34 protein-coding genes are annotated in these 21,145 nt (G+C 58.6%); 33 read left to right on the plus strand and 1 reads right to left on the minus strand.

Annotation, left to right across the window (positions count from 1 at the left end):
- Positions 1-10: 10 nt before the first annotated feature.
- The 32 genes from RBR41_RS09190 (at position 11) to rplQ (ending at position 18,292) form a co-directional block, all read left to right on the plus strand.
- A complete protein-coding gene (locus RBR41_RS09190) occupies positions 11-1,123 on the plus strand; it encodes a hypothetical protein (protein WP_320352279.1) in 1,113 nt (370 codons plus the stop codon).
- Positions 1,124-1,274: 151 nt separating this feature from the next.
- Positions 1,275-2,756, plus strand: a complete 1,482-nt coding sequence (ftsY, locus tag RBR41_RS09195) for a signal recognition particle-docking protein FtsY (protein WP_320352280.1) — start codon at positions 1,275-1,277, stop codon at positions 2,754-2,756.
- A 316-nt stretch (positions 2,757-3,072) separates the two neighbouring features.
- On the plus strand, positions 3,073-3,285 hold the full coding sequence (locus RBR41_RS09200) for a hypothetical protein (protein WP_320352281.1): 213 nt from the start codon (positions 3,073-3,075) through the stop codon (positions 3,283-3,285).
- A gap of 316 nt (positions 3,286-3,601) precedes the next feature.
- Positions 3,602-3,919 (plus strand): 30S ribosomal protein S10, encoded by a 318-nt coding sequence (gene rpsJ, locus RBR41_RS09205; RefSeq protein WP_022658146.1) that lies wholly within the window; start codon positions 3,602-3,604, stop codon positions 3,917-3,919.
- A 12-nt stretch (positions 3,920-3,931) separates the two neighbouring features.
- Positions 3,932-4,561 carry a 50S ribosomal protein L3 gene (gene rplC, locus RBR41_RS09210; protein ID WP_320352282.1) on the plus strand — a complete coding sequence of 210 codons (630 nt, stop codon included), beginning with the start codon at positions 3,932-3,934 and terminating at the stop codon, positions 4,559-4,561.
- A gap of 11 nt (positions 4,562-4,572) precedes the next feature.
- Complete coding sequence (gene rplD, locus RBR41_RS09215; RefSeq protein ID WP_320352283.1) at positions 4,573-5,205, plus strand: 50S ribosomal protein L4; 633 nt, start codon at positions 4,573-4,575, stop codon at positions 5,203-5,205.
- A 2-nt stretch (positions 5,206-5,207) separates the two neighbouring features.
- Positions 5,208-5,498 (plus strand): 50S ribosomal protein L23, encoded by a 291-nt coding sequence (rplW, locus tag RBR41_RS09220; protein WP_179979732.1) that lies wholly within the window; start codon positions 5,208-5,210, stop codon positions 5,496-5,498.
- 2 nt (positions 5,499-5,500) lie between these two features.
- Complete coding sequence (gene rplB / locus RBR41_RS09225) at positions 5,501-6,349, plus strand: 50S ribosomal protein L2 (protein ID WP_179979731.1); 849 nt, start codon at positions 5,501-5,503, stop codon at positions 6,347-6,349.
- 9 nt (positions 6,350-6,358) lie between these two features.
- Positions 6,359-6,643: a 30S ribosomal protein S19 gene (rpsS, locus tag RBR41_RS09230; RefSeq protein WP_179979730.1), complete on the plus strand. Its 285-nt coding sequence runs from the start codon at positions 6,359-6,361 to the stop codon at positions 6,641-6,643.
- Between the two features lie 9 nt (positions 6,644-6,652).
- Positions 6,653-6,991: a 50S ribosomal protein L22 gene (gene rplV, locus RBR41_RS09235; RefSeq protein WP_179979729.1), complete on the plus strand. Its 339-nt coding sequence runs from the start codon at positions 6,653-6,655 to the stop codon at positions 6,989-6,991.
- Positions 6,992-6,994: 3 nt separating this feature from the next.
- Positions 6,995-7,636: a 30S ribosomal protein S3 gene (rpsC, locus tag RBR41_RS09240; protein ID WP_179979728.1), complete on the plus strand. Its 642-nt coding sequence runs from the start codon at positions 6,995-6,997 to the stop codon at positions 7,634-7,636.
- Positions 7,636-8,049, plus strand: a complete 414-nt coding sequence (rplP, locus tag RBR41_RS09245) for a 50S ribosomal protein L16 (protein ID WP_012624301.1) — start codon at positions 7,636-7,638, stop codon at positions 8,047-8,049. Before rpsC ends, rplP begins: the two co-directional genes overlap by 1 nt.
- Positions 8,050-8,280, plus strand: coding sequence for a 50S ribosomal protein L29 (gene rpmC, locus RBR41_RS09250; protein WP_179979727.1), 231 nt, complete (start codon positions 8,050-8,052; stop codon positions 8,278-8,280).
- 1 nt (position 8,281) lies between these two features.
- Entirely contained in the window at positions 8,282-8,545 is a 264-nt protein-coding gene (rpsQ, locus tag RBR41_RS09255; RefSeq protein ID WP_012624303.1) for a 30S ribosomal protein S17, read from the plus strand.
- 9 nt (positions 8,546-8,554) lie between these two features.
- A complete protein-coding gene (gene rplN / locus RBR41_RS09260) occupies positions 8,555-8,923 on the plus strand; it encodes a 50S ribosomal protein L14 (protein WP_179979726.1) in 369 nt (122 codons plus the stop codon).
- 9 nt (positions 8,924-8,932) lie between these two features.
- Entirely contained in the window at positions 8,933-9,265 is a 333-nt protein-coding gene (rplX, locus tag RBR41_RS09265; RefSeq protein WP_012624305.1) for a 50S ribosomal protein L24, read from the plus strand.
- Positions 9,266-9,274: 9 nt separating this feature from the next.
- Entirely contained in the window at positions 9,275-9,814 is a 540-nt protein-coding gene (gene rplE / locus RBR41_RS09270; RefSeq protein ID WP_291303342.1) for a 50S ribosomal protein L5, read from the plus strand.
- A 10-nt stretch (positions 9,815-9,824) separates the two neighbouring features.
- Entirely contained in the window at positions 9,825-10,010 is a 186-nt protein-coding gene (locus tag RBR41_RS09275; RefSeq protein ID WP_012624307.1) for a type Z 30S ribosomal protein S14, read from the plus strand.
- A 102-nt stretch (positions 10,011-10,112) separates the two neighbouring features.
- Positions 10,113-10,493 carry a 30S ribosomal protein S8 gene (rpsH, locus tag RBR41_RS09280; protein WP_320352284.1) on the plus strand — a complete coding sequence of 127 codons (381 nt, stop codon included), beginning with the start codon at positions 10,113-10,115 and terminating at the stop codon, positions 10,491-10,493.
- Between the two features lie 11 nt (positions 10,494-10,504).
- Positions 10,505-11,044, plus strand: a complete 540-nt coding sequence (rplF, locus tag RBR41_RS09285) for a 50S ribosomal protein L6 (protein ID WP_320352285.1) — start codon at positions 10,505-10,507, stop codon at positions 11,042-11,044.
- A gap of 10 nt (positions 11,045-11,054) precedes the next feature.
- Complete coding sequence (gene rplR, locus RBR41_RS09290) at positions 11,055-11,414, plus strand: 50S ribosomal protein L18 (RefSeq protein WP_320352287.1); 360 nt, start codon at positions 11,055-11,057, stop codon at positions 11,412-11,414.
- A gap of 1 nt (position 11,415) precedes the next feature.
- Positions 11,416-11,928, plus strand: a complete 513-nt coding sequence (gene rpsE, locus RBR41_RS09295; RefSeq protein ID WP_183717169.1) for a 30S ribosomal protein S5 — start codon at positions 11,416-11,418, stop codon at positions 11,926-11,928.
- Between the two features lie 2 nt (positions 11,929-11,930).
- Positions 11,931-12,107: a 50S ribosomal protein L30 gene (rpmD, locus tag RBR41_RS09300; protein WP_320352288.1), complete on the plus strand. Its 177-nt coding sequence runs from the start codon at positions 11,931-11,933 to the stop codon at positions 12,105-12,107.
- A gap of 19 nt (positions 12,108-12,126) precedes the next feature.
- Positions 12,127-12,588, plus strand: a complete 462-nt coding sequence (rplO, locus tag RBR41_RS09305; RefSeq protein ID WP_320352289.1) for a 50S ribosomal protein L15 — start codon at positions 12,127-12,129, stop codon at positions 12,586-12,588.
- Between the two features lie 228 nt (positions 12,589-12,816).
- Positions 12,817-14,130 (plus strand): preprotein translocase subunit SecY, encoded by a 1,314-nt coding sequence (gene secY / locus RBR41_RS09310; protein ID WP_179979718.1) that lies wholly within the window; start codon positions 12,817-12,819, stop codon positions 14,128-14,130.
- A gap of 20 nt (positions 14,131-14,150) precedes the next feature.
- Positions 14,151-14,945 (plus strand): type I methionyl aminopeptidase, encoded by a 795-nt coding sequence (gene map, locus RBR41_RS09315; protein ID WP_320352290.1) that lies wholly within the window; start codon positions 14,151-14,153, stop codon positions 14,943-14,945.
- Positions 14,946-15,084: 139 nt separating this feature from the next.
- On the plus strand, positions 15,085-15,198 hold the full coding sequence (gene rpmJ, locus RBR41_RS09320; protein ID WP_005027799.1) for a 50S ribosomal protein L36: 114 nt from the start codon (positions 15,085-15,087) through the stop codon (positions 15,196-15,198).
- A gap of 14 nt (positions 15,199-15,212) precedes the next feature.
- On the plus strand, positions 15,213-15,581 hold the full coding sequence (gene rpsM, locus RBR41_RS09325) for a 30S ribosomal protein S13 (protein ID WP_320352291.1): 369 nt from the start codon (positions 15,213-15,215) through the stop codon (positions 15,579-15,581).
- A gap of 124 nt (positions 15,582-15,705) precedes the next feature.
- A complete protein-coding gene (gene rpsK, locus RBR41_RS09330) occupies positions 15,706-16,095 on the plus strand; it encodes a 30S ribosomal protein S11 (RefSeq protein ID WP_179979715.1) in 390 nt (129 codons plus the stop codon).
- A 45-nt stretch (positions 16,096-16,140) separates the two neighbouring features.
- The gene (gene rpsD, locus RBR41_RS09335; protein ID WP_183717189.1) at positions 16,141-16,767 is read left to right on the plus strand and encodes a 30S ribosomal protein S4; all 627 of its coding nucleotides are present in this window, start codon (positions 16,141-16,143) and stop codon (positions 16,765-16,767) included.
- A 12-nt stretch (positions 16,768-16,779) separates the two neighbouring features.
- The gene (locus RBR41_RS09340) at positions 16,780-17,823 is read left to right on the plus strand and encodes a DNA-directed RNA polymerase subunit alpha (protein WP_320352292.1); all 1,044 of its coding nucleotides are present in this window, start codon (positions 16,780-16,782) and stop codon (positions 17,821-17,823) included.
- A complete protein-coding gene (rplQ, locus tag RBR41_RS09345) occupies positions 17,813-18,292 on the plus strand; it encodes a 50S ribosomal protein L17 (RefSeq protein ID WP_320352293.1) in 480 nt (159 codons plus the stop codon). The genes RBR41_RS09340 and rplQ overlap by 11 nt, the downstream gene beginning before the upstream one ends.
- 512 nt (positions 18,293-18,804) lie before the next feature.
- Here rplQ and RBR41_RS09350 read toward each other — a convergent pair.
- On the minus strand, positions 18,805-19,518 hold the full coding sequence (locus RBR41_RS09350) for an SDR family oxidoreductase (RefSeq protein WP_320352294.1): 714 nt from the start codon (positions 19,516-19,518) through the stop codon (positions 18,805-18,807).
- 280 nt (positions 19,519-19,798) lie between these two features.
- Between RBR41_RS09350 and selD the strand changes: the two genes are divergently transcribed.
- Positions 19,799-20,857 carry a selenide, water dikinase SelD gene (selD, locus tag RBR41_RS09355; RefSeq protein ID WP_320352295.1) on the plus strand — a complete coding sequence of 353 codons (1,059 nt, stop codon included), beginning with the start codon at positions 19,799-19,801 and terminating at the stop codon, positions 20,855-20,857.
- Positions 20,858-21,145: the final 288 nt, after the last annotated feature.

The raw sequence follows: 21,145 nt of genomic DNA on the forward strand, positions 1-21,145 counted from the left end.
TGGAAAAAGTATGTCACAGCGTGCAAAAATTGCGTCTGGCCGCATAGTGCTGGCCATGTGGTGCGCCGGTCTGCTGGCTCTGTTGTTGCCTGCCCTGTGGACGGTACGCGCGGAGCGTGAAGCCGCCAGGGAACGTCTTGCCGTTGAGGCGCGCAACACGGCCGTGCAGCTTTCGGCCCTGCTGGCCGTCCCCGCATGGGATGTGGACGAACTGGCGGCGCGCACCATTGTCATGGCCGCCATGGAAGATGAAAGCATTTACGCCGTCAAGGTGCAAACGCCGCAGGGCATGCTGGAAGGCCAGCGCCGCAACTACCAGTGGGAGCCTGTGCCCTGGGACGACGAGATTGATGAAGAGGCCGTGTCGGGCGTGAGCCCCCTGCGTGTGGAAGGTCGGCCCGTGGGCACTGTGGAGGTTTATGTTTCGCCGCGAGTAAGCCAGGAGGGCGCTGCCCTCACGGCCCGGCGCGAAACATGGCGCTTTGTGCTGAGTTTTTTGTGCTGGACGGCGGCCCTGGCCTTTTTGTGGCGGACGCGTTTGCAACGCGACGCGACTGGTGACGCAACTGGCGAGGGCGGTGCGCAGCGTACTCCGTGGCACGAGCCGAAGGACGTCCCCCTCGCAGACGTTTCCCCCGTGGACGCCCCTGCTGTGGCTGCCGCCGGGGCAGAGGCTTTGTCTGAGACGGCCGCGCCCTGTGGACAGGTTCATGCCGAGCGGGTCAGCCCATGCCATGGGGACGGAGTGGATGCGCCCGGCGCGGAGTCCAGCGAACCTCAGAGCGCCCCTCTGGAGGCGGGTGAGGTTGTGAGTCCTGCGCTGGGGCTGGCCTTTATGCGTCGGCATGACCACGCCTGGCAGGTCACTGCCGGACTGTTCCGGCACAGCTTCGCCCATGGGCCGGAGCTTATGGGTCGCCTGTACGCGGCTGGCGACGTCGCTGCGCTGTGCCGTCTCGGGGATTTGCTGGAACGGGCCGCCCCCTGCCTTGGAGCCGAGCGTCTGGGCGCAGCGGCCAGGGATATGCAGACGGCCTTGCACTGTCCCGACAGGGAACGCGCGACGCTGGCGGTTGAGGAGTGTGTTCTGGCTCTGGATGCCGTGCTGGATACCCTGCGCTGAAGGCTGGAATTGCCCGGACGGATTTTTTCTGTTGCTGTCTGGCGCAAAAGGCCGAGCTTGAGATTTTGAGATGCGTATTTTCACAGGCAACATGATCTGGATGCAGTTTTGCGCAAAGGCCTTGTGCGTGCATGAGCAATAAGGAGAAGGAATGGGATTTTTTTCAGCCATTAAAAAAATGTTCGGGTCTGAAACCGCCGAAGAACAGAAAACACCGATGCAGGAGCAGGGGGACGCCGCTGCCCTGAAGGGTGTTCAGGCTCCGGGCCAGCCGGAAACCCCGCCGCAAAAAGCGTCTGAAACTGAAAGTCCTGAAGCCGCGCCCCAGCAGGGGGAGGCAGCCGCTGCCGAATCCGTTTCCCAAGCAGGGATGGACGCGGCACCTTCAGTCTCCGCTCCTCTCACTGCCCCCGCAAGCCCTGCCGAAGAAGCGCTGACCCTGCGCCTGCGCGAGGCGGAGCCGCGCCTTTCTGTCTGGCTTGGCATTGTTCTGGAAGGCGTCGATGAAACCGGCGATCTTTTGTGGCAGCGCCTTGCTTTTCTGCTTGGCGCGCTGGATGCGCCGCCGCAGGAGGCGCAGGCCTTTGTTGACGATTTTCGCGCCTGGACGCAGCGCATGGAGTATCGCCAGGTTGAGGAATTCCGCTCGGAACTGCAGTACCGCCTGGCTCTGGCCCTTGACCTGGAAGATGAGGAAGACGAGCGCAACCGCCTGTTCATCAAGATAACCGAAGGCCTGGCCCGTACGCGCGATCAGCTGGCGCGCGGTCTGGATTCGCTGTTTTCAAGCCATGGCGAGCTTGACGACGCCTTCTGGGAAGAGCTTGAAGAACTGTTTATCATGGCCGATCTGGGCTATGAACCGTCGCTGGAACTGGTGGAGCGCCTCAAGGAACGTGCCCGCAAGGAAAAAGTCACCCAGGCATCGGGCATGCGCGCCCTGCTCATGGCCGAGGTGGAAGAGATTTTTCGTGCGCCGCGCCGCATTGCCGCCGTCAATCCCCCTGAAGTCGTGCTCATGATCGGCGTCAACGGCGTGGGCAAAACCACGACCATCGCCAAACTGGCGCACCGCGCGCGCATGCAGGGCAAAAAGGTCATGATTGCCGCTGCCGACACCTTCCGCGCCGCCGCCATCGAGCAGTTGCAGGTCTGGGCCGGGCGCGTGGGCGCGCTCTTTCATGCCAAGGCTCCGGGTTCGGACCCGGCCTCCGTGGCCTACGAGGCCATGGACAGGGCGGTGAAAGAAGGCGTGGACGTCCTTTTTGTGGATACGGCCGGCCGCCTGCAAACCAAGGTCAATCTTATGGAAGAACTGACCAAGATCCGTCAGGTGCTTGGCAAAAAACATCCGGGCGCGCCCCACCGCATCATCTTGGTCATTGACGCGACCACGGGCCAGAACGCCCTGTCGCAGACCAAACTGTTCAAGGAAGCTGCGGGTGTGGACGAACTCATCATTACAAAGCTGGACGGCACGGCCAAGGGCGGCGTCGCCATAGCCGTGGCCATGCAGCACCACCTGCCCATAACCTTTGTGGGATTGGGCGAAAAGCTCGAAGACCTGCGGCCTTTCAATGGCGAGGATTACGCGCGTGCCCTGCTGGGACACAAAGACGGCGGGGCGGCCTGATCCAGGGGCGAATTTTGGAAAAACTTTGTGGGGGAGGGACCCTTTTGCAAAAGGGTCTCCTCCCCCACGCCCCCACCCCCTAAAACTCTTCACCCCTGGAACTCTTACGGTATGCTGCTGTGGCGCAAGGTTTTTTGTGATCTTCAGCAGGGACGATAGAGCGTGTATGGTTGAGCCCGAAAAAAAGTCACAGGGGAAATTTGCACGAGCGCCCCTACCTGCTGATATACTTGCCGTCAAATGACATTCTACGGCGCACTGTAAAAAATACTGTAAAAAGCCTTGACGCGGCGGCCAGGGTTGGCTAAAACATCCCTTGCCCATTGGGACAGGTGTCTTCAATGGGTATTCCCTGGACGGCAGGGAAGGGCAGATTGAGTCTGCCCTGCTGTACCTGGAAGGGTTCCTAGCGAATCCCACAGGTTTTGACATGTGCAGGCGTTACCAGATGCCGGACAATGTCGAGCCGTTCCAGCCCATCGACGGATCCCACCGCTGCCCCGGAGGCGCGCGTGACCCGGGGCTGTAAGGTAGGGGGGAGAATTCCCCTCATTTGGTGACCCTGCGGGACCGCCTTGCCACCTTTCTTGGTGGCCTGGCCTGGGCGACGCCGGGGAGTATCATGCGGATGATGCTGGCGCGTTCAGGCGTCCAAAATCTTCCGAATATCCTGAATCTCAGGCATGATACGCGCATTAGCGCAGCCCCTTACGTTGCTCCGTTCCGTCCCATTCCAGGGTGAGGTCGGCCTTCGGGCCATGCTTCATGGCCCGCGAATGCTGTGAAGAAGCCTGCGTCGCCGGTGGTCGGCGCGCGGGATGTTTATGCAAACGGAGTAGGCAACAATGACGACAGTTAGCAGCGATCGCATTCGGATCAAGCTCAAAGCCTACGATTACCGCATTCTGGATAAAGCCGTTGCGGAAATCGTGGATACGGCGCGCAATACGGGTGCCGGTGTGGCGGGGCCCATTCCTCTGCCCACCAACATTCACAAGTATACCGTGCAGCGTTCCGTGCATGTGGACAAGAAGTCCCGTGAGCAGTTTGAGATGCGTATTCACAAGCGGCTTATGGATATTCTGGAACCCACCCAGCAGACCGTCGACGCGCTGGGCAAGCTTTCCTTGCCCGCCGGTGTGGACGTGGAAATCAAGCTCTAGCGAGAGGCAGTCATGGCTGAGAAAATGGGAATTTTGGGTCGCAAACTCGGTATGACCCGCATATTTGACGGCAGCGGTGCCGCTGTGCCCGTTACGGTGATTGAGGCAGGACCTTGCCCTGTCACCCAGGTCAAGACCGCGTCCAGCGACGGCTACAATGCCGTGCAGATCGCGCTGACCGCCGCTAAGGAAAAACACGTGGGTAAGGCCATGCAGGGTCATTTTGCCAAGGCTGGCAAAGGGCTCTTCCGCCATCTGCGTGAAATCCGCCTTTCGGCTGCTCCCGATCAGGAGCTCGGCCAGGAACTTACCGTTGAAATGTTCGCCGCCGGCGACACCGTCAAGGTGACCGGCAAGAGCGTTGGTAAGGGGTACCAGGGCCGTATGCGCCGCTGGAACTTTGCTGGCTCCAAGGATACGCACGGCTGCGAAAAGGTGCACCGCAACAACGGCTCCATCGGTAACAACACCTTCCCCGGCCGCGTGTTCAAGGGCCGGAAGATGGCTGGCCACTGGGGCAATGAAACCGTTACGGAAATGGGCCTGACCATTGTTGACGTCCGTCCTGAGGACAACGTCATTCTGGTCAAAGGTTCCGTGCCCGGCCCCAAGAATGGCCTGGTACTGATCCGCAAGCAGTAGAGGAAGCAGCAATGGCTACCGTGAAAGTATTTGATCAGAACAAGCAGGAAAGCGGTGAAGTTACGCTGGCTTCCGATGTGTTCGAAATCGAGGTGAGGCCCGAAATCCTCAATCTCGTGGCGCGCGCCCAAATGGCGGCGAAACGCGCTGGAACGCACAATGCCAAGACCCGCGCCTTTGTTTCCGGCGGCGGCGTCAAGCCCTGGAAGCAGAAGGGCACCGGTCGCGCACGCGCCGGTTCCAACCGTTCGCCCATCTGGCGCGGCGGTGCCGTCATTTTTGGACCCAGCCCCCGCGACTACAGCTTCAAGGTTAACAGCAAGGTTCGCGCGCTGGCTCTCAAGATGGCTCTGTCCAGCCGCCTGGCCGCTGAAACACTGATGGTGGTCAAGGGCATTGAACTGCCCGAGGCCAAAACCAAACATTTTGCCAAGGTGGCCGACACCCTGGGCCTCAACAAGGCCCTCATCGTGGCGCCCGAGGAAAGCGTTGAACTGACCCGGTCGGTTCGCAACATCCCCGGTCTCACGCTGACCACGGTGGACCGCCTGAGCGTGCTTGAAATCCTGAAGCACAAGCAGCTTGTGCTGCTTGAAGGCGCTGTGGAATCCGTTCAGGCGCGTTTCGCGAAGAAGGGAGCGTAGTTATGGAAATCACTTCTGTTCTGCTCAAGCCCCTGCTGACCGAAAAGACGACCCTGATCAAGGATGAAGCGCAGCAGGTGGCCTTTATGGTCCACACCCAGGCCAACAAGCTTGAAATCAAGCAGGCCGTGGAAAAGGCTTTTGACGTTAAAGTGGAAGCGGTCAACGTGGTTCGCCGCGCGCCCCTGAACAGGGAGCGCCAGGGCCGTGTGGTTGGTCGCAAGGCTGGCTGGAAAAAAGCGTATGTGACGCTGCGCCAGGGCGATAAAATCGAGTTCTTCGAGGGAGTATAAGCATGGCTGTCCGCAAGCTGAAACCGACTTCCGCTGGGCGTCGTTTCCAGACGGTTTCCGATTTTGAGGAAATCACCCGGACGCGCCCTGAGAAGTCCCTTACTGTCGGTCTGACCAAGAAGGCCGGCCGCAATAACTTGGGCCGAGTCACCAGCCGCCGTCGTGGCGGTGGCGTGAAGCGTCTGTACCGCATCATTGACTTCAAGCGCGATAAAACCGGCATTGAAGCCCGTGTTGCTCACATTGAGTATGATCCCAACCGTTCCGCCCGCATTGCCCTTCTGCACTACACAGATGGCGAAAAGCGGTACATTCTGGCTCCCGTGGGCCTGAAGCAGGGCGATGTGGTCATGTCCGGCGTCAACGAGCGCAACGGTGTGGTGGCCGACATCATCCCCGGCAATGCCCTGCCCATGCAGCGCATCCCCGTGGGTACCGTCATCCACAACATCGAACTGTACCCCGGCAAGGGCGGACAGCTCTGCCGCGCCGCGGGCACCTACGCGCAGCTCGTCGCCAAGGAAGGCAAGCACGCTCTGCTGCGCCTGCCCTCCGGTGAAGTCCGCAAGGTTCTCGTGGCCTGCGTGGCCACTGTGGGCCAGGTGGGCAACGTGCACCATGAAAGCATCTCGCTGGGCAAGGCTGGCCGTAACCGCTGGCTCGGTCGCCGTCCCAAGGTCCGTGGCGTGGCCATGAACCCCATCGACCATCCCCTGGGCGGTGGCGAAGGCAGAAGCTCCGGTGGCCGTCATCCTGTGTCGCCCTGGGGCATGCCCGCCAAGGGTTTCAAGACCCGCGACAAGAAGAAGGCCTCTTCAAGGCTTATTGTTAAACGCCGCGGCCAGAAGTAGGAGTAGCTCATGCCGAGATCATTGAAAAAAGGGCCGTTTGTTGACGGTCATTTGATGAAGAAGGTCGACACCGCCGTGGCCAACAGCGATAGGCGCGTGGTCAAGACCTGGTCGCGCCGCTCGACCATCCTGCCCGAAATGGTGGGACTGACCTTTGCGGTGCATAATGGCAAAAAGTTCGTGCCGGTGTTCGTCACCGAAAACATGGTTGGTCACAAGCTGGGCGAATTCTCGCCCACCCGTACCTACCATGGGCATGCCGCCGACAAAAAGGCTAAGGCCGGCAGGAAGTAGGGTAGCGATATGGAATCTAAAGCTATTGCGAAATTCCAGCGCGTTTCGCCGCGCAAGACCCGTCTTGTCGCCAAAAACGTGCAGGGCCTTGGAGTGGAGGAGGCAATGAACCTTCTGCGCTTTACGCCCAATAAGCCCGCTGGGGTTATTTACGGTGTGCTGAAAAGCGCGCTGGCGAATGCCTCTCAGTTGGGCGGCGTTGATGTGGATGCTATGGTGGTGAAGGAAGTCGTGGTCAACGAAGGCCCCACCTGGAAGCGCTTCATGCCCCGTGCCCAGGGCCGGGCGACCAAGATTCACAAGCGCACGAGCCACGTCACCGTTATACTCGCAGAAGGGCAGGAATAGGCTATGGGTCAGAAAGTACATCCGTTCGGGTTCCGGCTTGGGTATAACAAGAACTGGCTGTCCCGTTGGTTCAGCAAGAAAGATTACCCCGCCTTTGTCTATGAAGACAGCAAGATCCGCGCGTTCGTGAAAAAGCTCCTGTATCATGCAGGCGTTTCCAAGATTGAAATCGAACGTGCTGGCGGCAAGGTACGGCTTATCCTGTCCACTGCCCGCCCCGGTATTGTCATCGGACGCAAGGGTGTGGAAATCGAAAAGCTGCGCAACGACCTTCGTCAGAAGTTTGGCCGTGAGTTTTCGCTTGAAGTAAATGAAATCCGCCGTCCTGAAGTGGACGCCCAGCTTGTGGCCGAAAACGTGGCACAGCAGCTGGAGCGCCGTGTGGCTTTCCGCCGCGCCATGAAGCGCACCGTGTCCATGGCACGCAAATTCGGCGGCGAAGGCATCAAGGTGACGTGTTCCGGTCGTCTGGCCGGCGCTGAAATCGCCCGTACCGAATGGTACCGCGACGGCCGGGTGCCCCTGCAGACCCTGCGCGCCGACATTGACTACGGTTTTGCTGAAGCGCGCACCACCTACGGCATCATTGGCGTCAAGGTGTGGATATACAAGGGTGAAATCCTTGACAAAGAGGTTGATCAGTAATGCTTGCGCCTAAAAAAGTAAAATTCCGCAAATGGCAGAAGGGCCGCCTCCGCGGCCTGGCCACACGCGGTGCGACCGTTGCCTTTGGCGACATTGGTTTGAAGGCCGTGCAGCACGGACAGCTTACCAGCCAGCAGATTGAAGCTGCGCGTATCGCCATGATGCGCCACATCAAGCGCGGTGGTAAGGTTTGGATCCGCGTGTTCCCCGACCGCCCTGTGACCGCCAAGCCCCTTGAAACCCGTCAGGGTTCCGGTAAGGGCGCCCCGGTGGGCTGGTGCGCTCCGGTGAAACCCGGCCGCGTGCTGTATGAAATCAAGGGCGTCAGCCTTGACCTTGCCCGCGAAGCGCTCACCCGCGCCGCGCACAAGCTGCCCGTCAAGACCGTCATCGTGGTGAGGGAGGGCATCTAAATGGCTGCCAAGAAAAAAATTGAAAAGAGCGTCCGGCCCGCTGCCGCCGACCTTCGCGCCATGAGCGTCGAAGAACTGCGCGGCAAGCTGGTCGAGCAGCGCCAGGAACTGATGTCCGCCCGCTTCAAGCACGCCGCTGCGCAGCTTGAAAAGACTTCCGAGCTGAAGGCCATGCGCAAGCATGTGGCGCGCATCGAGACTGTACTGAACGAAAAGGAACAGAGGGCCTAAAATGCAAGCTCTGGAAGATCGTAAGGGCAGGACGCTGACCGGCATAGTGGTGAGCGACAAGAACGACAAGACCATTGTCGTGCGCGTTGAGACCCTGGTCAAGCACCCTCTGCTCAAGAAGTATGTGAGGCGCCGCAAGAAGTTCACGGCTCATGATCCCATGAACGAATGCGGTATGGGCGATAAGGTCAAGATTGTGGAGTTCCGTCCGCTTTCGCGCAACAAGCGCTGGCATCTGGTCTCCATCATTGAAAAAGCCGTGTAGGGTAGGACCATGATCCAGGTAGAATCCACGCTTCAGGTCGCCGACAATTCCGGCGCCAAAAAGGTTGCCTGCATCAAGGTGCTGGGCGGTTCACACCGCCGCTACGCCTCGGTCGGCGACATTGTAGTGGTTTCCATTAAGGAAGCCATACCACATAGCAAAGTGAAGAAGGGCGACGTGATGAAGGCTGTTATCGTGCGCACCGCCAAAGAAGTGCGTCGCATGGACGGCAGCTATATCAAGTTCGACGGCAATGCCGCTGTGCTGCTTTCCAGCCAGGGCGAGCCTCTTGGCACCCGCATCTTCGGCCCCGTGGCCCGTGAGCTGCGCGCCATGAACTTTATGAAAATTATTTCGCTGGCCCCGGAAGTGCTGTAGGAGACCGTCATGAAAATGTATCGTATCCGCAAGGACGACAAGGTGATGGTAATCGCCGGCAAAGACGCGGGCAAAATCGGCAAGGTGCTCAAGATCCTGCGTAAGAAGGATCGCGTGCTGGTGGAAAAGACCAACATGGTCAAGCGCCATATGCGCCCCAACCCCTATGCTCAGCAGCCCGGTGGTATCGTGGAGAAGGAAATGCCCATCCACGTGTCCAACGTCATGGTTGTCTGCTCCGCTTGTGGCAAAGCCACCCGCGTGGGTTACAAGACCATCGAGTCTGAGGGCAAGGAAAAGAAAGTGCGCTTCTGCAAAAAGTGCAACGAAGTCATGGAATAAGGTGATACGATGACACGCCTTGAAAAGATATATAGAGAGAAGGTAGTTCCGGTAATGCAGAAGGAGTTTAGCTACTCCTCTTCCATGCAACTTCCCGGGATTGAAAAAATCTCTCTGAACATCGGCCTTGGCGCCGCCAGCCAGAACAATAAGCTGATGGAAGAGGCTGTGGCTGAACTTTCAGCCATTGCCGGCCAGAAGGCCGTGGTGACTCGCGCCAAAAAATCCATCGCTGCGTTCAAGCTGCGCGAAGGCATGCCCATCGGCGCCCGCGTTACCCTGCGCAAGGAACGCATGTGGGACTTTCTTGACAAGCTCATGAACTTCGCACTGCCCCGTGTGCGCGACTTTCGCGGCATTCCTGACCGTGGGTTCGATGGACGCGGCAACTTCACCCTGGGCATCAAGGAACACACCATCTTCCCCGAACTTGAGGCGGATCGTGTGGAAAATCCCAAGGGCATGAACATCACCATTGTCACCACGGCGTCCACGGACAAGGAAGGCAAGTTCCTTCTTGACCAGTTGGGCATGCCGTTCCGCAAGTAGGAGTTAAGCTATGTCCCGTACTTCTTTGGAAGTAAAGGCTAAGCGCAAGCCCAAGTTCAGCGCTCGCGCTTACAATCGCTGCCCGCTTTGCGGCCGGCCCCGGGCCTTTCTGCGTCAGTTCGGCATCTGCCGTATCTGCTTCCGCAATATGGCCCTTCGTGGCGAGCTGCCCGGCGTACGCAAGTCGAGCTGGTAAATTTCCGGGCGCGCAAGCGCCCGGATGGCGCGTTTTTGCGCGCCTGCGGGAAGTGGCGGCATTGGGCCGTCAACCCCGCGTCCAAACTCTCAGGAGCTTTCGATGTTGACAGATCCCATTGCGGATATGCTGACCCGTATCCGCAACGCACATTTGGCCCTGCACAAGGAAGTAAATGTGCCGCGCTCGAAGATGAAGGAAGCGTTAGCCGCCATCCTCAAGCAGGAAGGTTACGTCGAAGACGTGGCCGTGGCCGACAGTAACATTACCATCACTTTGAAGTACCTGAAGGGCAAGGCCGTCATCAGCGGCCTCAAGCGCATCAGCACGCCCGGTCGCCGGGTGTACGTGGGCGCTCACAAGATCCCCCGTGTACAGAACGGCCTCGGCATCTGCATTTTGTCCACGTCCAGCGGTGTGCTGGACGGTATGACTGCCCATGACAAGAAGGTGGGCGGCGAACTTCTGTGTGAAATCTGGTAGGCGGTGCGAGCATGTCCAGAATAGGTAAACTGCCCATTCCCGTTCCCAATGGCGTTGAAGTCAAGATCGGAGCGGATGTTGTGGAAGTGAAAGGCCCCAAGGGCTCGCTGAGCACCCCTGTCTGCTCCCTGCTCAAGTACGAACAGGCCGATGGCCACGTGACCTTGAGCCGCATTGAAGATGACCGCGTTACCCGCGCCCAGCACGGCTTGCGCCGTACCCTGCTTTCCAACTGCATCGACGGCGTCACCAAGGGCTTTTCCAAGGCTCTGGAAGTCATCGGCGTTGGTTACCGCGTGGCGGTGAAAGGCACTATCATCGAGCTTCAGGTGGGTTACTCCCATCCTGTGCTGGTGGAACTGCCCGAAGGCCTCAAGGCTGCTGTGGAAGGCCAGGTGCTGACCATCAGCGGAATTGACAAGGAACTGGTGGGCGAAATGGCCGCCAGGATCCGCCGCATCCGCAAGCCCGAACCCTACAAGGGCAAGGGTATCAAGTACACCACCGAGACTATCCGCCGCAAGGTCGGTAAGTCCGGCGGCAAGAAGTAGGGGGCGCGTCATGAATTACAGCAAGAATGAATCGCGGCAGCGCCGCAAGGTCCGCATTCGCAAAAAGATCAGCGGTACCTCCGAGCGCCCGCGTCTGGTTATTTACAGGTCCAACCTGCATGTCTATGCCCAGATCGTTGACGATCTGGACGGCGCCACCCTGGTGGCCACCTCCACGCTTTCGCTTGCCAAGAGCGAAGCTGGTATGCACTGCAACAAAAGCGGCGCAGAAAAGGTGGGCATGGAGATTGCCCGCATGGCCAAGGAGAAGAATATCAGCAAGGTGGTATTCGATCGCAACGGGTATCTTTATCACGGTCGCGTCAAAGCCGTAGCCGATGGCGCCCGCGAAGGCGGCCTGGAGTTCTAATATGCGTCAGGAAAATACCGAAACTCAGCAGAACGAGTTGGGCGAAATCGAAAAGATCGTTTCCCTCAACCGCGTGGCAAAAGTGGTTAAGGGTGGCCGTCGCTTCAGCTTCAGCGCCCTTGTGGTGGTAGGCGACGGCAAGGGCGGCGTGGGCTTCGGCCTCGGCAAAGCCCAGGAAGTGCCCGAAGCCCTGCGCAAGGCGACCGAACGCGCTCGCAAGAACCGTGTACAGGTTGCCCTTGTGGACGGCACGCTGCCCTATGAAATTCTGGGCCGCTTCGGCGCCGGACGTGTCATGCTCAAGCCCGCCTCCGAAGGTACCGGCATCATCGCCGGTGGCGCTGTGCGCGCCATCATGGAAGCGGCCGGCGTGCGCGACGTGCTTGCCAAGGCCATTGGCACCAACAACCCGCACAACGTGCTTCGCGCCACCATGCAGGGTCTTGTCGCCCTGCGCAGCGCCGATGATGTTTCGGCCCTGCGCGGCAAAAAGCTCGAAGCTCCGAGGAAGTAGTCATGGCAGAAATCAAGGTTAAACTCGTGCGTTCGCGCATCGGCACCACGCCCGCGCAACGCAGGCTGCTGGACTCCCTTGGCCTCAAGCGCCGCGAGATGGTCAAGACGTTCAAGGACACCCCGGCCATCCGGGGCATCATCGCCAAAGTTACGCATATGGTGACCGTTATCGATTAACGGTCGGAGGACATATACCATGCAACTGCACAATCTCTTTCCTTTTCCGGAAGAGCGCAAGACCCGCCGTCGCGTGGGCCGTGGCTCTGGTTCCGGTCTGGGTTGCACGGCGGGCAAAGGCCACAAAGGTCAGAATGCCCGTGCCGGTGGCGGTGTGGCTCCTGGCTTCGAAGGCGGCCAGATGCCCCTGCAACGCCGTCTGCCCAAGCACGGCTTCAAGAATGCTCCGTTCAAGGTTACCTACAACGTGATCAATCTTGACCGCCTGCTTGAAGCCTTTGAAGGCAAGAAAGACATCACGCTTGACGACATCTACGCCCGCGGCCTGGCCCGCATGGGCTCCCCCGTGAAGATTCTTTCACGCGGTGAAGTCAAGGGCGCTTTCAAGGTCGAGGCTCACAAGTTCAGCCAGGGCGCTGCGGACAAAATCCGCAACGCTGGCGGCGAAGTGAGCGAGCTTGAAGCGGCTCCCGCGGAATAACTGTTGACGTCAAACCGGCCGGTTTCATGACCGGCCGGTTTGTTCCGCAGTCGGCGAAAGCCGCGCGGAAAGGCGAAAACCCCTGTGTCCGGCCGCGCGTCGGCTCTGCGGTTTTCAGGGTCGTGACCCTGTCAATGCCTGGCATCTGCCTCATTGCTTCCCTTGTGGGGAAGGCAGTGGGGCTATGCACATACTGCGCTACTGGCGCACAAACGCAAAGAGTCTTACATGGCAGTAGGAACGGCAAATACTATGGCGGGGCAGCCTTCGCTGGTTAAGCGGCTTGGCTGGACCTTCCTGATTTTGTGCTGCTACCGTATCGGTGTGCATGTGCCCATTCCGGGTGTGGACGCCGCCGCTCTGGCATCTTTTTTCAAAAGCATGCAGGGGACGCTGTTCAGCCTTTTTGACATGTTCTCCGGCGGCGGACTGTCCAACGTTTCCGTCTTTGCCCTGGGCGTCATGCCGTATATCTCGGGCAGCATCATCATGCAGCTGCTCCAGGTCATCAGTCCTGACGTGAAACGCATGGCCAAGGAAGAAGGGCAGGCCGGGCGGCGCAAGCTCACCCAGTACACCCGCTACCTTACCGTGCTCATCGCTCTGGTGCAGGGACTCGGAATCGCTGTGGGCCTTGAGAATATGACCAGCCCCGCGGGAACGTCCATCGTGCTCAATCCCGGCTGGCAGTTCCGCATGGTCACCATGGCCACCTTTACCGCTGGTTCGGTACTGGTCATGTGGCTGGGTGAACAGATCACCGAACGCGGCATAGGCAACGGCATCTCACTCATCATTTTCTGCGGCATCGTGGTCGGCATTCCGCGTGGCCTCATTCAGTCCGTGGCGTTGATCCAGGCCGGCGACATGAGCATTTTCATGGCTGCCGTCATTCTGGTTTTCATGGCTGCGGTGCTTGTGGCCATCGTCTTTGTTGAAAGGGCGCAACGGCGCATACCCATCAGCTACGCCAAGCGTCAGGTGGGCCGCAAGATGTACGGTGGGCAGAACTCCCACCTGCCCTTGCGTCTCAACACCGCTGGCGTTATTCCCCCCATCTTCGCTTCTTCGCTCCTGCTGTTTCCGGCCACCATCGGCCAGTTTTCCAGCAACGAATACGTGAAGCATGCGGCGGAACTGTTTTCGCCTCACGGTGTAGCCTACAACGTGCTGTACGTGGGCCTCATGTTCTTCTTCTGCTACTTCTATACGGCCATTATCTTTGATCCCAAGGATATGGCCGAGAATCTCAAGAAGAACGGCGGGTTCATCCCCGGCATACGTCCTGGCGACAAGACGCAGGAATATGTCGACACGGTGCTTACACGGTTGACCCTTTCGGGGGCCACCTACATTTCATTGGTCTGCCTTTTGCCCATGCTGCTCATCAGCAACTTTAACGTGCCGTTCTTTTTTGGCGGCACGAGCCTGCTGATCCTCGTGGGTGTGGCCATGGACTTTATGAATCAGGTGGAGTCGCATATGATCTCCAGCCAGTACCAGGGTCTTATGGCAAAGGCGCGCAAAAGCGGCCGGCTGTAAAACAACGGGTGATTGGTAGTATGAAAAAATATCAGGGCGCGTACATCAAGAACGAGCGTGAAATAGGCTGCCTGCGCGAAGCCAACCGTATGGTCGCCAACGTTCTTGATGCAGTGGGCGACATGGTGGCCCCAGGCCTTGCAACCATGCGTCTTGAAGAGTTGGCGCGCGATATGTGTGCTGATTACAAGGTCAAACCGGCCTTTTTGGGCTACTGTGGCTATCCTTTTGCACTGTGCTGCTCGGTCAACGAACAGGTGGTGCACGGTTTTCCCTCCACGCGGCTGCTTGAGGAAGGGGACATCGTCAGTGTGGATATGGGCGTGGTCTATGAAGGCTTTGTGGGTGACGCCGCACGTACCTTTCCCGTGGGAAAGGTGAGCGACGAAGCCCGCAGGCTCATGCGAATTACCGAGGAAAGCCTCTACGTTGGCATTGAGCAGGCACGGGCAGGCAATGATGTGTACAGCATCGGCGCTGCAGTGCAGGATTATGTGGAAGCCGCCGGTTTCGGCGTGGTTCGGCGTTTTGTGGGACACGGCGTTGGCGCCAAGATGCATGAAAAGCCCGAAGTGCCCAACTTCAGGCCCGGCATGCGCGGTCTGACCCTGCAAAACGGTATGGTCATAGCCATAGAACCTATGGTGACCATGGGCACGTATGAGGTCGACGTCCTTGACGACCAGTGGACAGCGGTGACGCGCGACGGCCAGTGGGCCGCACACTTTGAACACAGTGTGGCCATAACGCCGTCCGGGCCGCAAATCCTCAGCATCTCGGATCGTGGACTCAACCGGCACACCATTGAAGGTTGACAGAACAGATAAAGCCGGATAAAGACTTTCGTTCACGCCCTATTTTTTTTGTGGGCGTCGGTCGAGCCGTTTGTGCGGTTAATGGCCGGTTGCCGGAGACTTTATCTGTCAAAGCAAAGGCTCTTATTGGAGAAATGGAATGAAAGTAAGACCTTCCGTCAAGAAAATATGCCCCAAGTGTAAGGTTATCCGGCGCAAGGGAGTGCTTCGAGTTATCTGCGAAAACCCCCGGCACAAACAGCGTCAGGGCTAGGCAGGAGACATATTGTGGCGAGAATAGCAGGTGTTGATTTGCCGCGAGGCAAGCGGGTGGACGTAGCGCTCACCTATATTTATGGCATTGGCCGTACCACGGCCATGAAAATTCTGGACACCACCGGCGTTAACTGGGAGCGTAGCATCGACGACCTCTCCGCTGACGAAGTGAACGAGATCCGTAAGGAACTCGAACAGCACTACAAGGTGGAAGGCGATCTTCGCCGTGAAGTGTCCGGTAATATTAAACGTCTTATGGACATTGGCTGCTATCGCGGCCTTCGTCACCGTCGCGGCCTGCCCGTGCACGGCCAGCGCACACACACCAACGCGCGTACCCGCAAGGGGCCCCGTCGCGGTGCGGTAGGCAAGAAGAAGTAGGCGTGCGGGCTGCGCTTGTCGCAGTTTGTAAAGCGGACGCAGCATTCGTGCTGCCGTGAGGACGAACGGATTTTCCGCCGCGCGCGGAGCATAAATCTGACAAGCTCCATCCAGAGGGATTGATATGGCCAGACCCAAAAAAGCGGTCAAGAAAAAGGAAAAGAAAAACGTGCCGGTGGGCATAGCCCACATTCAGGCTTCGTTTAACAATACCATTATTACTTTTACGGATACGCGCGGAAACGCCGTTTCCTGGGCTTCTTCGGGCCAGAGCGGCTTCAAGGGCTCACGCAAGTCCACGCCTTTCGCGGCCCAGGTGGCTGCCGAAACGGCCGCCCGTAAGGCGCAGGACAACGGCATGCGTACTGTCGGCATCTATGTGAAGGGCCCCGGCTCCGGCCGTGAAGCTGCCATGCGCGCCATTTCGGCCGCTGGCATGAAGGTCGCCTTTATTCGTGATGTCACGCCCATTCCGCACAATGGCTGCCGGCCGCCCAAGCGCCGCCGCGTCTAGACCGGCCCTGCTCCGGCAGAGCCAGTAACGTAAGAGGATTAATACATGGCCAAATATACTGAAGCCAAGTGCCGCATGTGTCGCCGCGAGGGCTGCAAGCTCTTTTTGAAGGGCGACCGCTGCTTCACTGACAAATGCGCCTACGATCGCCGCCCCTACGCTCCCGGCCAGCACGGCCGTGCCCGCAAGAAGGTGAGCGAATACGCAGTGCAGCTGCGTGAAAAGCAGAAGACGCGCCGCATTTACGGTATCCTGGAACGCCAGTTCCACGGATACTTTGTGAAAGCCGATATGCAGAAGGGTGTTACAGGCACCAACCTGCTCGTCATTCTTGAACGTCGTCTGGATAACGTGGTTTTCCGTCTCGGGTTCGCCAACTCGCGCAACCAGGCTCGCCAGCTTGTGCGTCACGGCGTGTTTACCCTCAACGGCCGCAAGGTGGACATTCCGTCCTTGCAGGTTCGTGTGGGCGACAGCATTGAAGTGCCCGAAAAGAACCGCAAAATTCCCGTGCTTGCAGAAGCGCAGGAAGTGATTGCCCGCCGTGGCTGCCCCGCCTGGCTTGAAGCCGATGGTGCTGCCTTTAAAGGCACTGTCAAGGCCATGCCGCAGCGTGACGACATCCAGTTCCCCGTCAACGAGCAGCTCATCGTCGAACTTTACTCGAAATAACCGGGGGTTCGCATGCTTATTAAACAGGGCGAACGCCTTATCAATGCGCGCAACTGGTCCGAGCTTGTCAAGCCCGACCAGATTATGCGCGAAGAAGAGACCGCCAGCGGCACACACGGCAAGTTTGTCTGTGAACCTCTGGAAAGGGGCTACGGAACCACCATTGGCAATGCCATGCGTCGCGTTCTTCTGGCCTCCCTTCAGGGCTCTGCCTTTGTGTCGGTGAAAATCATCGGCGTGCAGCACGAATTCACCAGCATCCACGGTGTGCTGGAAGACATCACTGATGTCATCCTCAACATCAAGCAGGTGCGTTTGCGCATGGACACTGAAGAGCCCCAGCGCCTGACCCTTCGCGTTGAACGCAAGGGGCCGGTCACTGCTGCCGATATCGTGCCCAACCAGCACGTTGAAGTACTCAACCCTGATTTGCACATCGCGACCCTCACCGAGGACGTGGTGCTGGAGATGGAGTTTGAGGCCCGCATGGGCAAGGGCTATGTGCCCGCTGACATGCATGAGGGTCTGGCCGATGAAATCGGCCTCATCAAGCTGGATTCCAGCTTTTCCCCTGTGCGCAAAGTTGCGTACACGGTGGAACAGGCCCGCGTGGGCCAGATGACAAACTATGACCGCCTCCTGCTGGAAGTGTGGACTGACGGCTCGCTTACGCCTGAAGACGCCATTGCATACAGCGCCAAGATCATCAAGGATCAGATATCCGTTTTCATCAACTTTGATGAACGTGTGTCCGGCGATATGCGCAATGGCGGGAGCGAAAGCGGCGAAGTTAATGAACTCCTGTTCAAGAGCATCGACGATCTTGAGCTTTCGGTACGCGCCACCAACTGCTTGCGCAGCGCCAATATAGCGCTTGTGGGCGAACTGGTGCAGCGTACTGAAGCTGAAATGCTCAAGACCAAGAATTTCGGCCGCAAATCGCTGGACGAAATCAAGAGTGTGCTGTTGAGCATGGGATTCGACTTCGGCATCAAGGTCGACTCTTTCGAAAAGAAATATCAGGAATGGAAAAGGAAGCAGCAAAATGAGGCATAGCAATTCCGGCAGGAAACTTTCACGTACTCCTGCGCACCGTAAGGCGTTGTTGCACAATCTCGCCAAGGCGCTGCTGATCCACGGCAAAATCTGCACCACGGAAATCAAGGCCAAGGAACTTCGCCGCGTTGTGGAGCCCCTGATTACCCTTGCCAAGCGCAATGACCTGCACGCCCGCCGTCAGGCCTACCGTGTGCTTAATGATCATGCCCTGGTCAAGCGTCTGTTTGATGAAATCGGCCCTGTTTTCGCTGGCGTGCCCGGCGGCTACACCCGTATCCTCAAGCTGGCCATGCCCCGTAAGGGCGACAATGCCCCCATGGCTTTTATTGAACTGACCCACAGCGCCGAAGCTGTTGCAACTGAAGCCCCCAAGGCTGCCGAAGAAGCGCCGGCCAAGCCCAAGCGTACGCGCAAGCCCAAGGCTGAAGAAGCCGGAGCTGTCACTGAAGAGGCTGGAGCCAACTAGGCAACGACTTTTCAACGACGCAGAATATATTGAAAAGGGGCGCTTCGCGCCCCTTTTCATTTTATGGCTTTGGCCATAGCACTTTGCGGTCTTTGCCCAAGCTAATTTGCGGGCTTTAGCCAAGATGGTTTGCGGTTTTTGGCCAAGGTAATTTGCACGGGCTTGACCAAGGCACGTTCATCTCTCCCAGCGCATCCTGTCTTTACGATGGCGTGATGCACGCAAAACGCTGCCTTTGCCCCCCGTTTCAGATCGCAACACCCTTTGTAGCCAGCTTAAATATAATAAGAGTTTTAGGGGGAGGGGGTGTGGGGGAGGGGACCCTTTTGCAAAAGGGTCCCTCCCCCACAAATACACCTCTCCCCCCCAAGTACTACTTTACCCAAACGTGCCGCAGCGTCAGGCTCCGGGCAGGGCCTGACGAAACCGTTGTGCGTTCAGATCATGAGGGCAGGGTAGAGTTGCCTGCGGGGAATGCAAATGAGCTGTTCGGCGTAAGGCCAAGCAAAGCTTCAGTATTTGCCCATTTCCCGCTCGACTTCCTTGGGGTTGGCGAGCAATTCTTCATGGATTTTTTTGGCGAAACTGTCGGGATAGATTTCCTCATGGCCAGCGGTGACGCCGGTGAGGATTTCCTCGGCTACTGATTCCGGGCTGGCCTTGGCCATGGCAAGCCCTTCGGTCATGCGGGTGTCGACGGGGCCAGGATACACGCCGACAACAGCGGTCTTCTGGCCTGACAGCGCGGCGCGTACGCCTTGTGTCAGCGAATGCAGGGCGGCCTTGGACGCACAGTACGTGCCTATGGATGGCATGTTCACAAGGCCGATGACAGAAATGATGTTTACGATGCACCCGCCGCCATTTATACCAAGGATGGGGGCAAAGGTGGTGCACATGGCATGCGTGCCAAAGTAGTTGACCTCCATTTCCCTTCTGGCGTTTTGCTGACTGCCCAGCAGGCCGCAGCCTCCGGTTCCGGCATTGTTCACAAGCAGGGTAACATCCCTGGCAACCATGGCGGCTTTTTCGATGTTGGCGGTATTGCAGATATCAAGCTTGAGTTTGCTGATCCTGTCATTGGCGGGCAATGCATCGAGAGACGTGATATCGCGCGCGCAGGCGTATACTCTGGCTGCTCCAGCGGCGAGAAAGGCAGTGACGAGCGCCTTGCCTATGCCGCCGTTGGCGCCTGTCACCAGGATAATCTGATCTTTTATGTTCATGACTGTTCTCCTTGTCAGAATAGTGCCATATGGGTTCAAAGCAGCGGCGTGGCGCTTTTCAGGCCGGGCCGCCGCGCATGTGGGAAAAAAGAGTCTTTCAAATGGTCTGAGTGTCTGACTCTCATGATTATAGGGTCGGCTGTACTGCGAAAATTGTCAAATGCGCTTGCGTCAGCACCGCCAGGCTTTCCTTTTAGCGTCCTGGTTTTGACCTTTGACCAGTAAAAGCGCATACTGTATAAATTATTTTGCTGAAATAACGTATAATGAGGAGACGCGCATGAAGCTTTTGGAAAAAGCCCGCGCCGCAGGCTGAGCTGCCAAACTTGCTCCAGGGGCCCTGGAGCGTTTGTTGCGCGGTCTGCCCTCCGGCTCAAGGCCCGACCTGGAAGCCCGTGTGCTGGCTGGCCGCGCCCGTAATGAGGACGCCGTGGTTCTGACCGTGCCGCCAGGGCGCGCGCTGGTGCAGACAGTGGATATTCTTGCGCCCATCGTCAACGACGCTTTCAGCTTTGGCCGCATTGCCGCAGCCAATGCCCTTTCTGACGTGTACGCCATGGGCGGTGAACCCTGGAGCGCCATGAACGTGGCTTTTTTTCCTCAGGCTTTGGCCGAGGACGACCCCCAGGGTATTCTTGAGTCCATCCTGCGCGGTGGACTTGACGCCATGAACGAGGCCGGGGCAGTGCTTGCCGGCGGCCACACGGTGCAGGACGACGAACTCAAGTACGGGCTCGCCGTGACCGGCATCATTGATCCCGCGCACATGGCCCGCAATGACGGGCTTGCGCCAGGCCAGAAGCTGCTTCTGACAAAGCCCCTGGGTACGGGCGTGCTGGCTACGGCTGTCAAGGCGCGCTGGGACGGCGCAGAAGAAAGTGAAGCCGAAGTCGCCCGCTGGTGCTCCCGCCTGAACAGCGTGGGGGGCGAAGTGATCCGCATGCTCAAGATCGTGGCCGCAACAGATATCACAGGCTTTGGCCTTGGGGGGCATGCGCTTGAAATGGCGCAGGCCTCGGGCGTCTGCGTGGTGCTTGACGCCGAGGCCTTGCCGCTTTTGCCGCGTGCGCTGGAATATGCGCGTGACGGGCTTATCCCGGCGGGCAGCCATTTGAATCGCAAGCACTGCTCCTGCGCGACCTTGGTCGAAGAGGGCGTGGACGAAGCGGTGGAAAGCCTCGCCTTTGACGCCCAGACCTCCGGAGGCCTGCTGCTGGCCGTGCAGCCCCATCAGGTTGAACAGGCGCAACAATTGCTGCTGGCAGGCGGAGATCTGGCCTGCCTGGTGGGCGAGGTTGTGGAGGCCAGGCCCGACGGCAAGGCTCTGGTGCTGCGTTAGGGGGCGGATGGGTAATAAGTTTTGTGGGGGAGGGACCCTTTTGCAAAAGGGTCTCCTCCCCCACGCCCCCACCCCCTAAAACCTTTACTGTATTTTAGTATGGCCAAAGTTTTATCTGGTTTGAAGCGCGGACGGAGCAGGGACTGCGTATTTCAGGCAGAAAGCTATTGGGTCGGGAGTCATGTAGCTTTGCTGCTACCGCCACGACCCATGCAGGTGGCCCGCGCGGGCAGTCCCACCCCATGCCCCGGTTTGGCCCGGCCATCGCTGGCTTTGAAAAAAAGTGAG

The sequence above is a fragment of the Desulfovibrio sp. genome (assembly GCF_034006445.1).
Taxonomy (GTDB): Bacteria; Desulfobacterota; Desulfovibrionia; order Desulfovibrionales; family Desulfovibrionaceae; genus Desulfovibrio.

Bases quoted from the DNA above. Each gene is read 5' to 3' on its own strand.
- RBR41_RS09190 (WP_320352279.1), top strand. From the start codon at position 11: ATGTCACAGCGTGCAAAAATTGCGTCTGGCCGCATAGTGCTGGCCATG.
- ftsY (WP_320352280.1), top strand. From the start codon at position 1,275: ATGGGATTTTTTTCAGCCATTAAAAAAATGTTCGGGTCTGAAACCGCC.
- rpsJ (WP_022658146.1), top strand. From the start codon at position 3,602: ATGACGACAGTTAGCAGCGATCGCATTCGGATCAAGCTCAAAGCCTAC.
- rplC (WP_320352282.1), top strand. From the start codon at position 3,932: ATGGCTGAGAAAATGGGAATTTTGGGTCGCAAACTCGGTATGACCCGC.
- rplD (WP_320352283.1), top strand. From the start codon at position 4,573: ATGGCTACCGTGAAAGTATTTGATCAGAACAAGCAGGAAAGCGGTGAA.
- rplW (WP_179979732.1), top strand. From the start codon at position 5,208: ATGGAAATCACTTCTGTTCTGCTCAAGCCCCTGCTGACCGAAAAGACG.
- rplB (WP_179979731.1), top strand. From the start codon at position 5,501: ATGGCTGTCCGCAAGCTGAAACCGACTTCCGCTGGGCGTCGTTTCCAG.
- rpsS (WP_179979730.1), top strand. From the start codon at position 6,359: ATGCCGAGATCATTGAAAAAAGGGCCGTTTGTTGACGGTCATTTGATG.
- rplV (WP_179979729.1), top strand. From the start codon at position 6,653: ATGGAATCTAAAGCTATTGCGAAATTCCAGCGCGTTTCGCCGCGCAAG.
- rpsC (WP_179979728.1), top strand. From the start codon at position 6,995: ATGGGTCAGAAAGTACATCCGTTCGGGTTCCGGCTTGGGTATAACAAG.
- rplP (WP_012624301.1), top strand. From the start codon at position 7,636: ATGCTTGCGCCTAAAAAAGTAAAATTCCGCAAATGGCAGAAGGGCCGC.
- rpmC (WP_179979727.1), top strand. From the start codon at position 8,050: ATGGCTGCCAAGAAAAAAATTGAAAAGAGCGTCCGGCCCGCTGCCGCC.
- rpsQ (WP_012624303.1), top strand. From the start codon at position 8,282: ATGCAAGCTCTGGAAGATCGTAAGGGCAGGACGCTGACCGGCATAGTG.
- rplN (WP_179979726.1), top strand. From the start codon at position 8,555: ATGATCCAGGTAGAATCCACGCTTCAGGTCGCCGACAATTCCGGCGCC.
- rplX (WP_012624305.1), top strand. From the start codon at position 8,933: ATGAAAATGTATCGTATCCGCAAGGACGACAAGGTGATGGTAATCGCC.
- rplE (WP_291303342.1), top strand. From the start codon at position 9,275: ATGACACGCCTTGAAAAGATATATAGAGAGAAGGTAGTTCCGGTAATG.
- RBR41_RS09275 (WP_012624307.1), top strand. From the start codon at position 9,825: ATGTCCCGTACTTCTTTGGAAGTAAAGGCTAAGCGCAAGCCCAAGTTC.
- rpsH (WP_320352284.1), top strand. From the start codon at position 10,113: ATGTTGACAGATCCCATTGCGGATATGCTGACCCGTATCCGCAACGCA.
- rplF (WP_320352285.1), top strand. From the start codon at position 10,505: ATGTCCAGAATAGGTAAACTGCCCATTCCCGTTCCCAATGGCGTTGAA.
- rplR (WP_320352287.1), top strand. From the start codon at position 11,055: ATGAATTACAGCAAGAATGAATCGCGGCAGCGCCGCAAGGTCCGCATT.
- rpsE (WP_183717169.1), top strand. From the start codon at position 11,416: ATGCGTCAGGAAAATACCGAAACTCAGCAGAACGAGTTGGGCGAAATC.
- rpmD (WP_320352288.1), top strand. From the start codon at position 11,931: ATGGCAGAAATCAAGGTTAAACTCGTGCGTTCGCGCATCGGCACCACG.
- rplO (WP_320352289.1), top strand. From the start codon at position 12,127: ATGCAACTGCACAATCTCTTTCCTTTTCCGGAAGAGCGCAAGACCCGC.
- secY (WP_179979718.1), top strand. From the start codon at position 12,817: ATGGCAGTAGGAACGGCAAATACTATGGCGGGGCAGCCTTCGCTGGTT.
- map (WP_320352290.1), top strand. From the start codon at position 14,151: ATGAAAAAATATCAGGGCGCGTACATCAAGAACGAGCGTGAAATAGGC.
- rpmJ (WP_005027799.1), top strand. From the start codon at position 15,085: ATGAAAGTAAGACCTTCCGTCAAGAAAATATGCCCCAAGTGTAAGGTT.
- rpsK (WP_179979715.1), top strand. From the start codon at position 15,706: ATGGCCAGACCCAAAAAAGCGGTCAAGAAAAAGGAAAAGAAAAACGTG.
- rpsD (WP_183717189.1), top strand. From the start codon at position 16,141: ATGGCCAAATATACTGAAGCCAAGTGCCGCATGTGTCGCCGCGAGGGC.
- RBR41_RS09340 (WP_320352292.1), top strand. From the start codon at position 16,780: ATGCTTATTAAACAGGGCGAACGCCTTATCAATGCGCGCAACTGGTCC.
- rplQ (WP_320352293.1), top strand. From the start codon at position 17,813: ATGAGGCATAGCAATTCCGGCAGGAAACTTTCACGTACTCCTGCGCAC.
- RBR41_RS09350 (WP_320352294.1), bottom strand. From the start codon at position 19,518: ATGAACATAAAAGATCAGATTATCCTGGTGACAGGCGCCAACGGCGGC.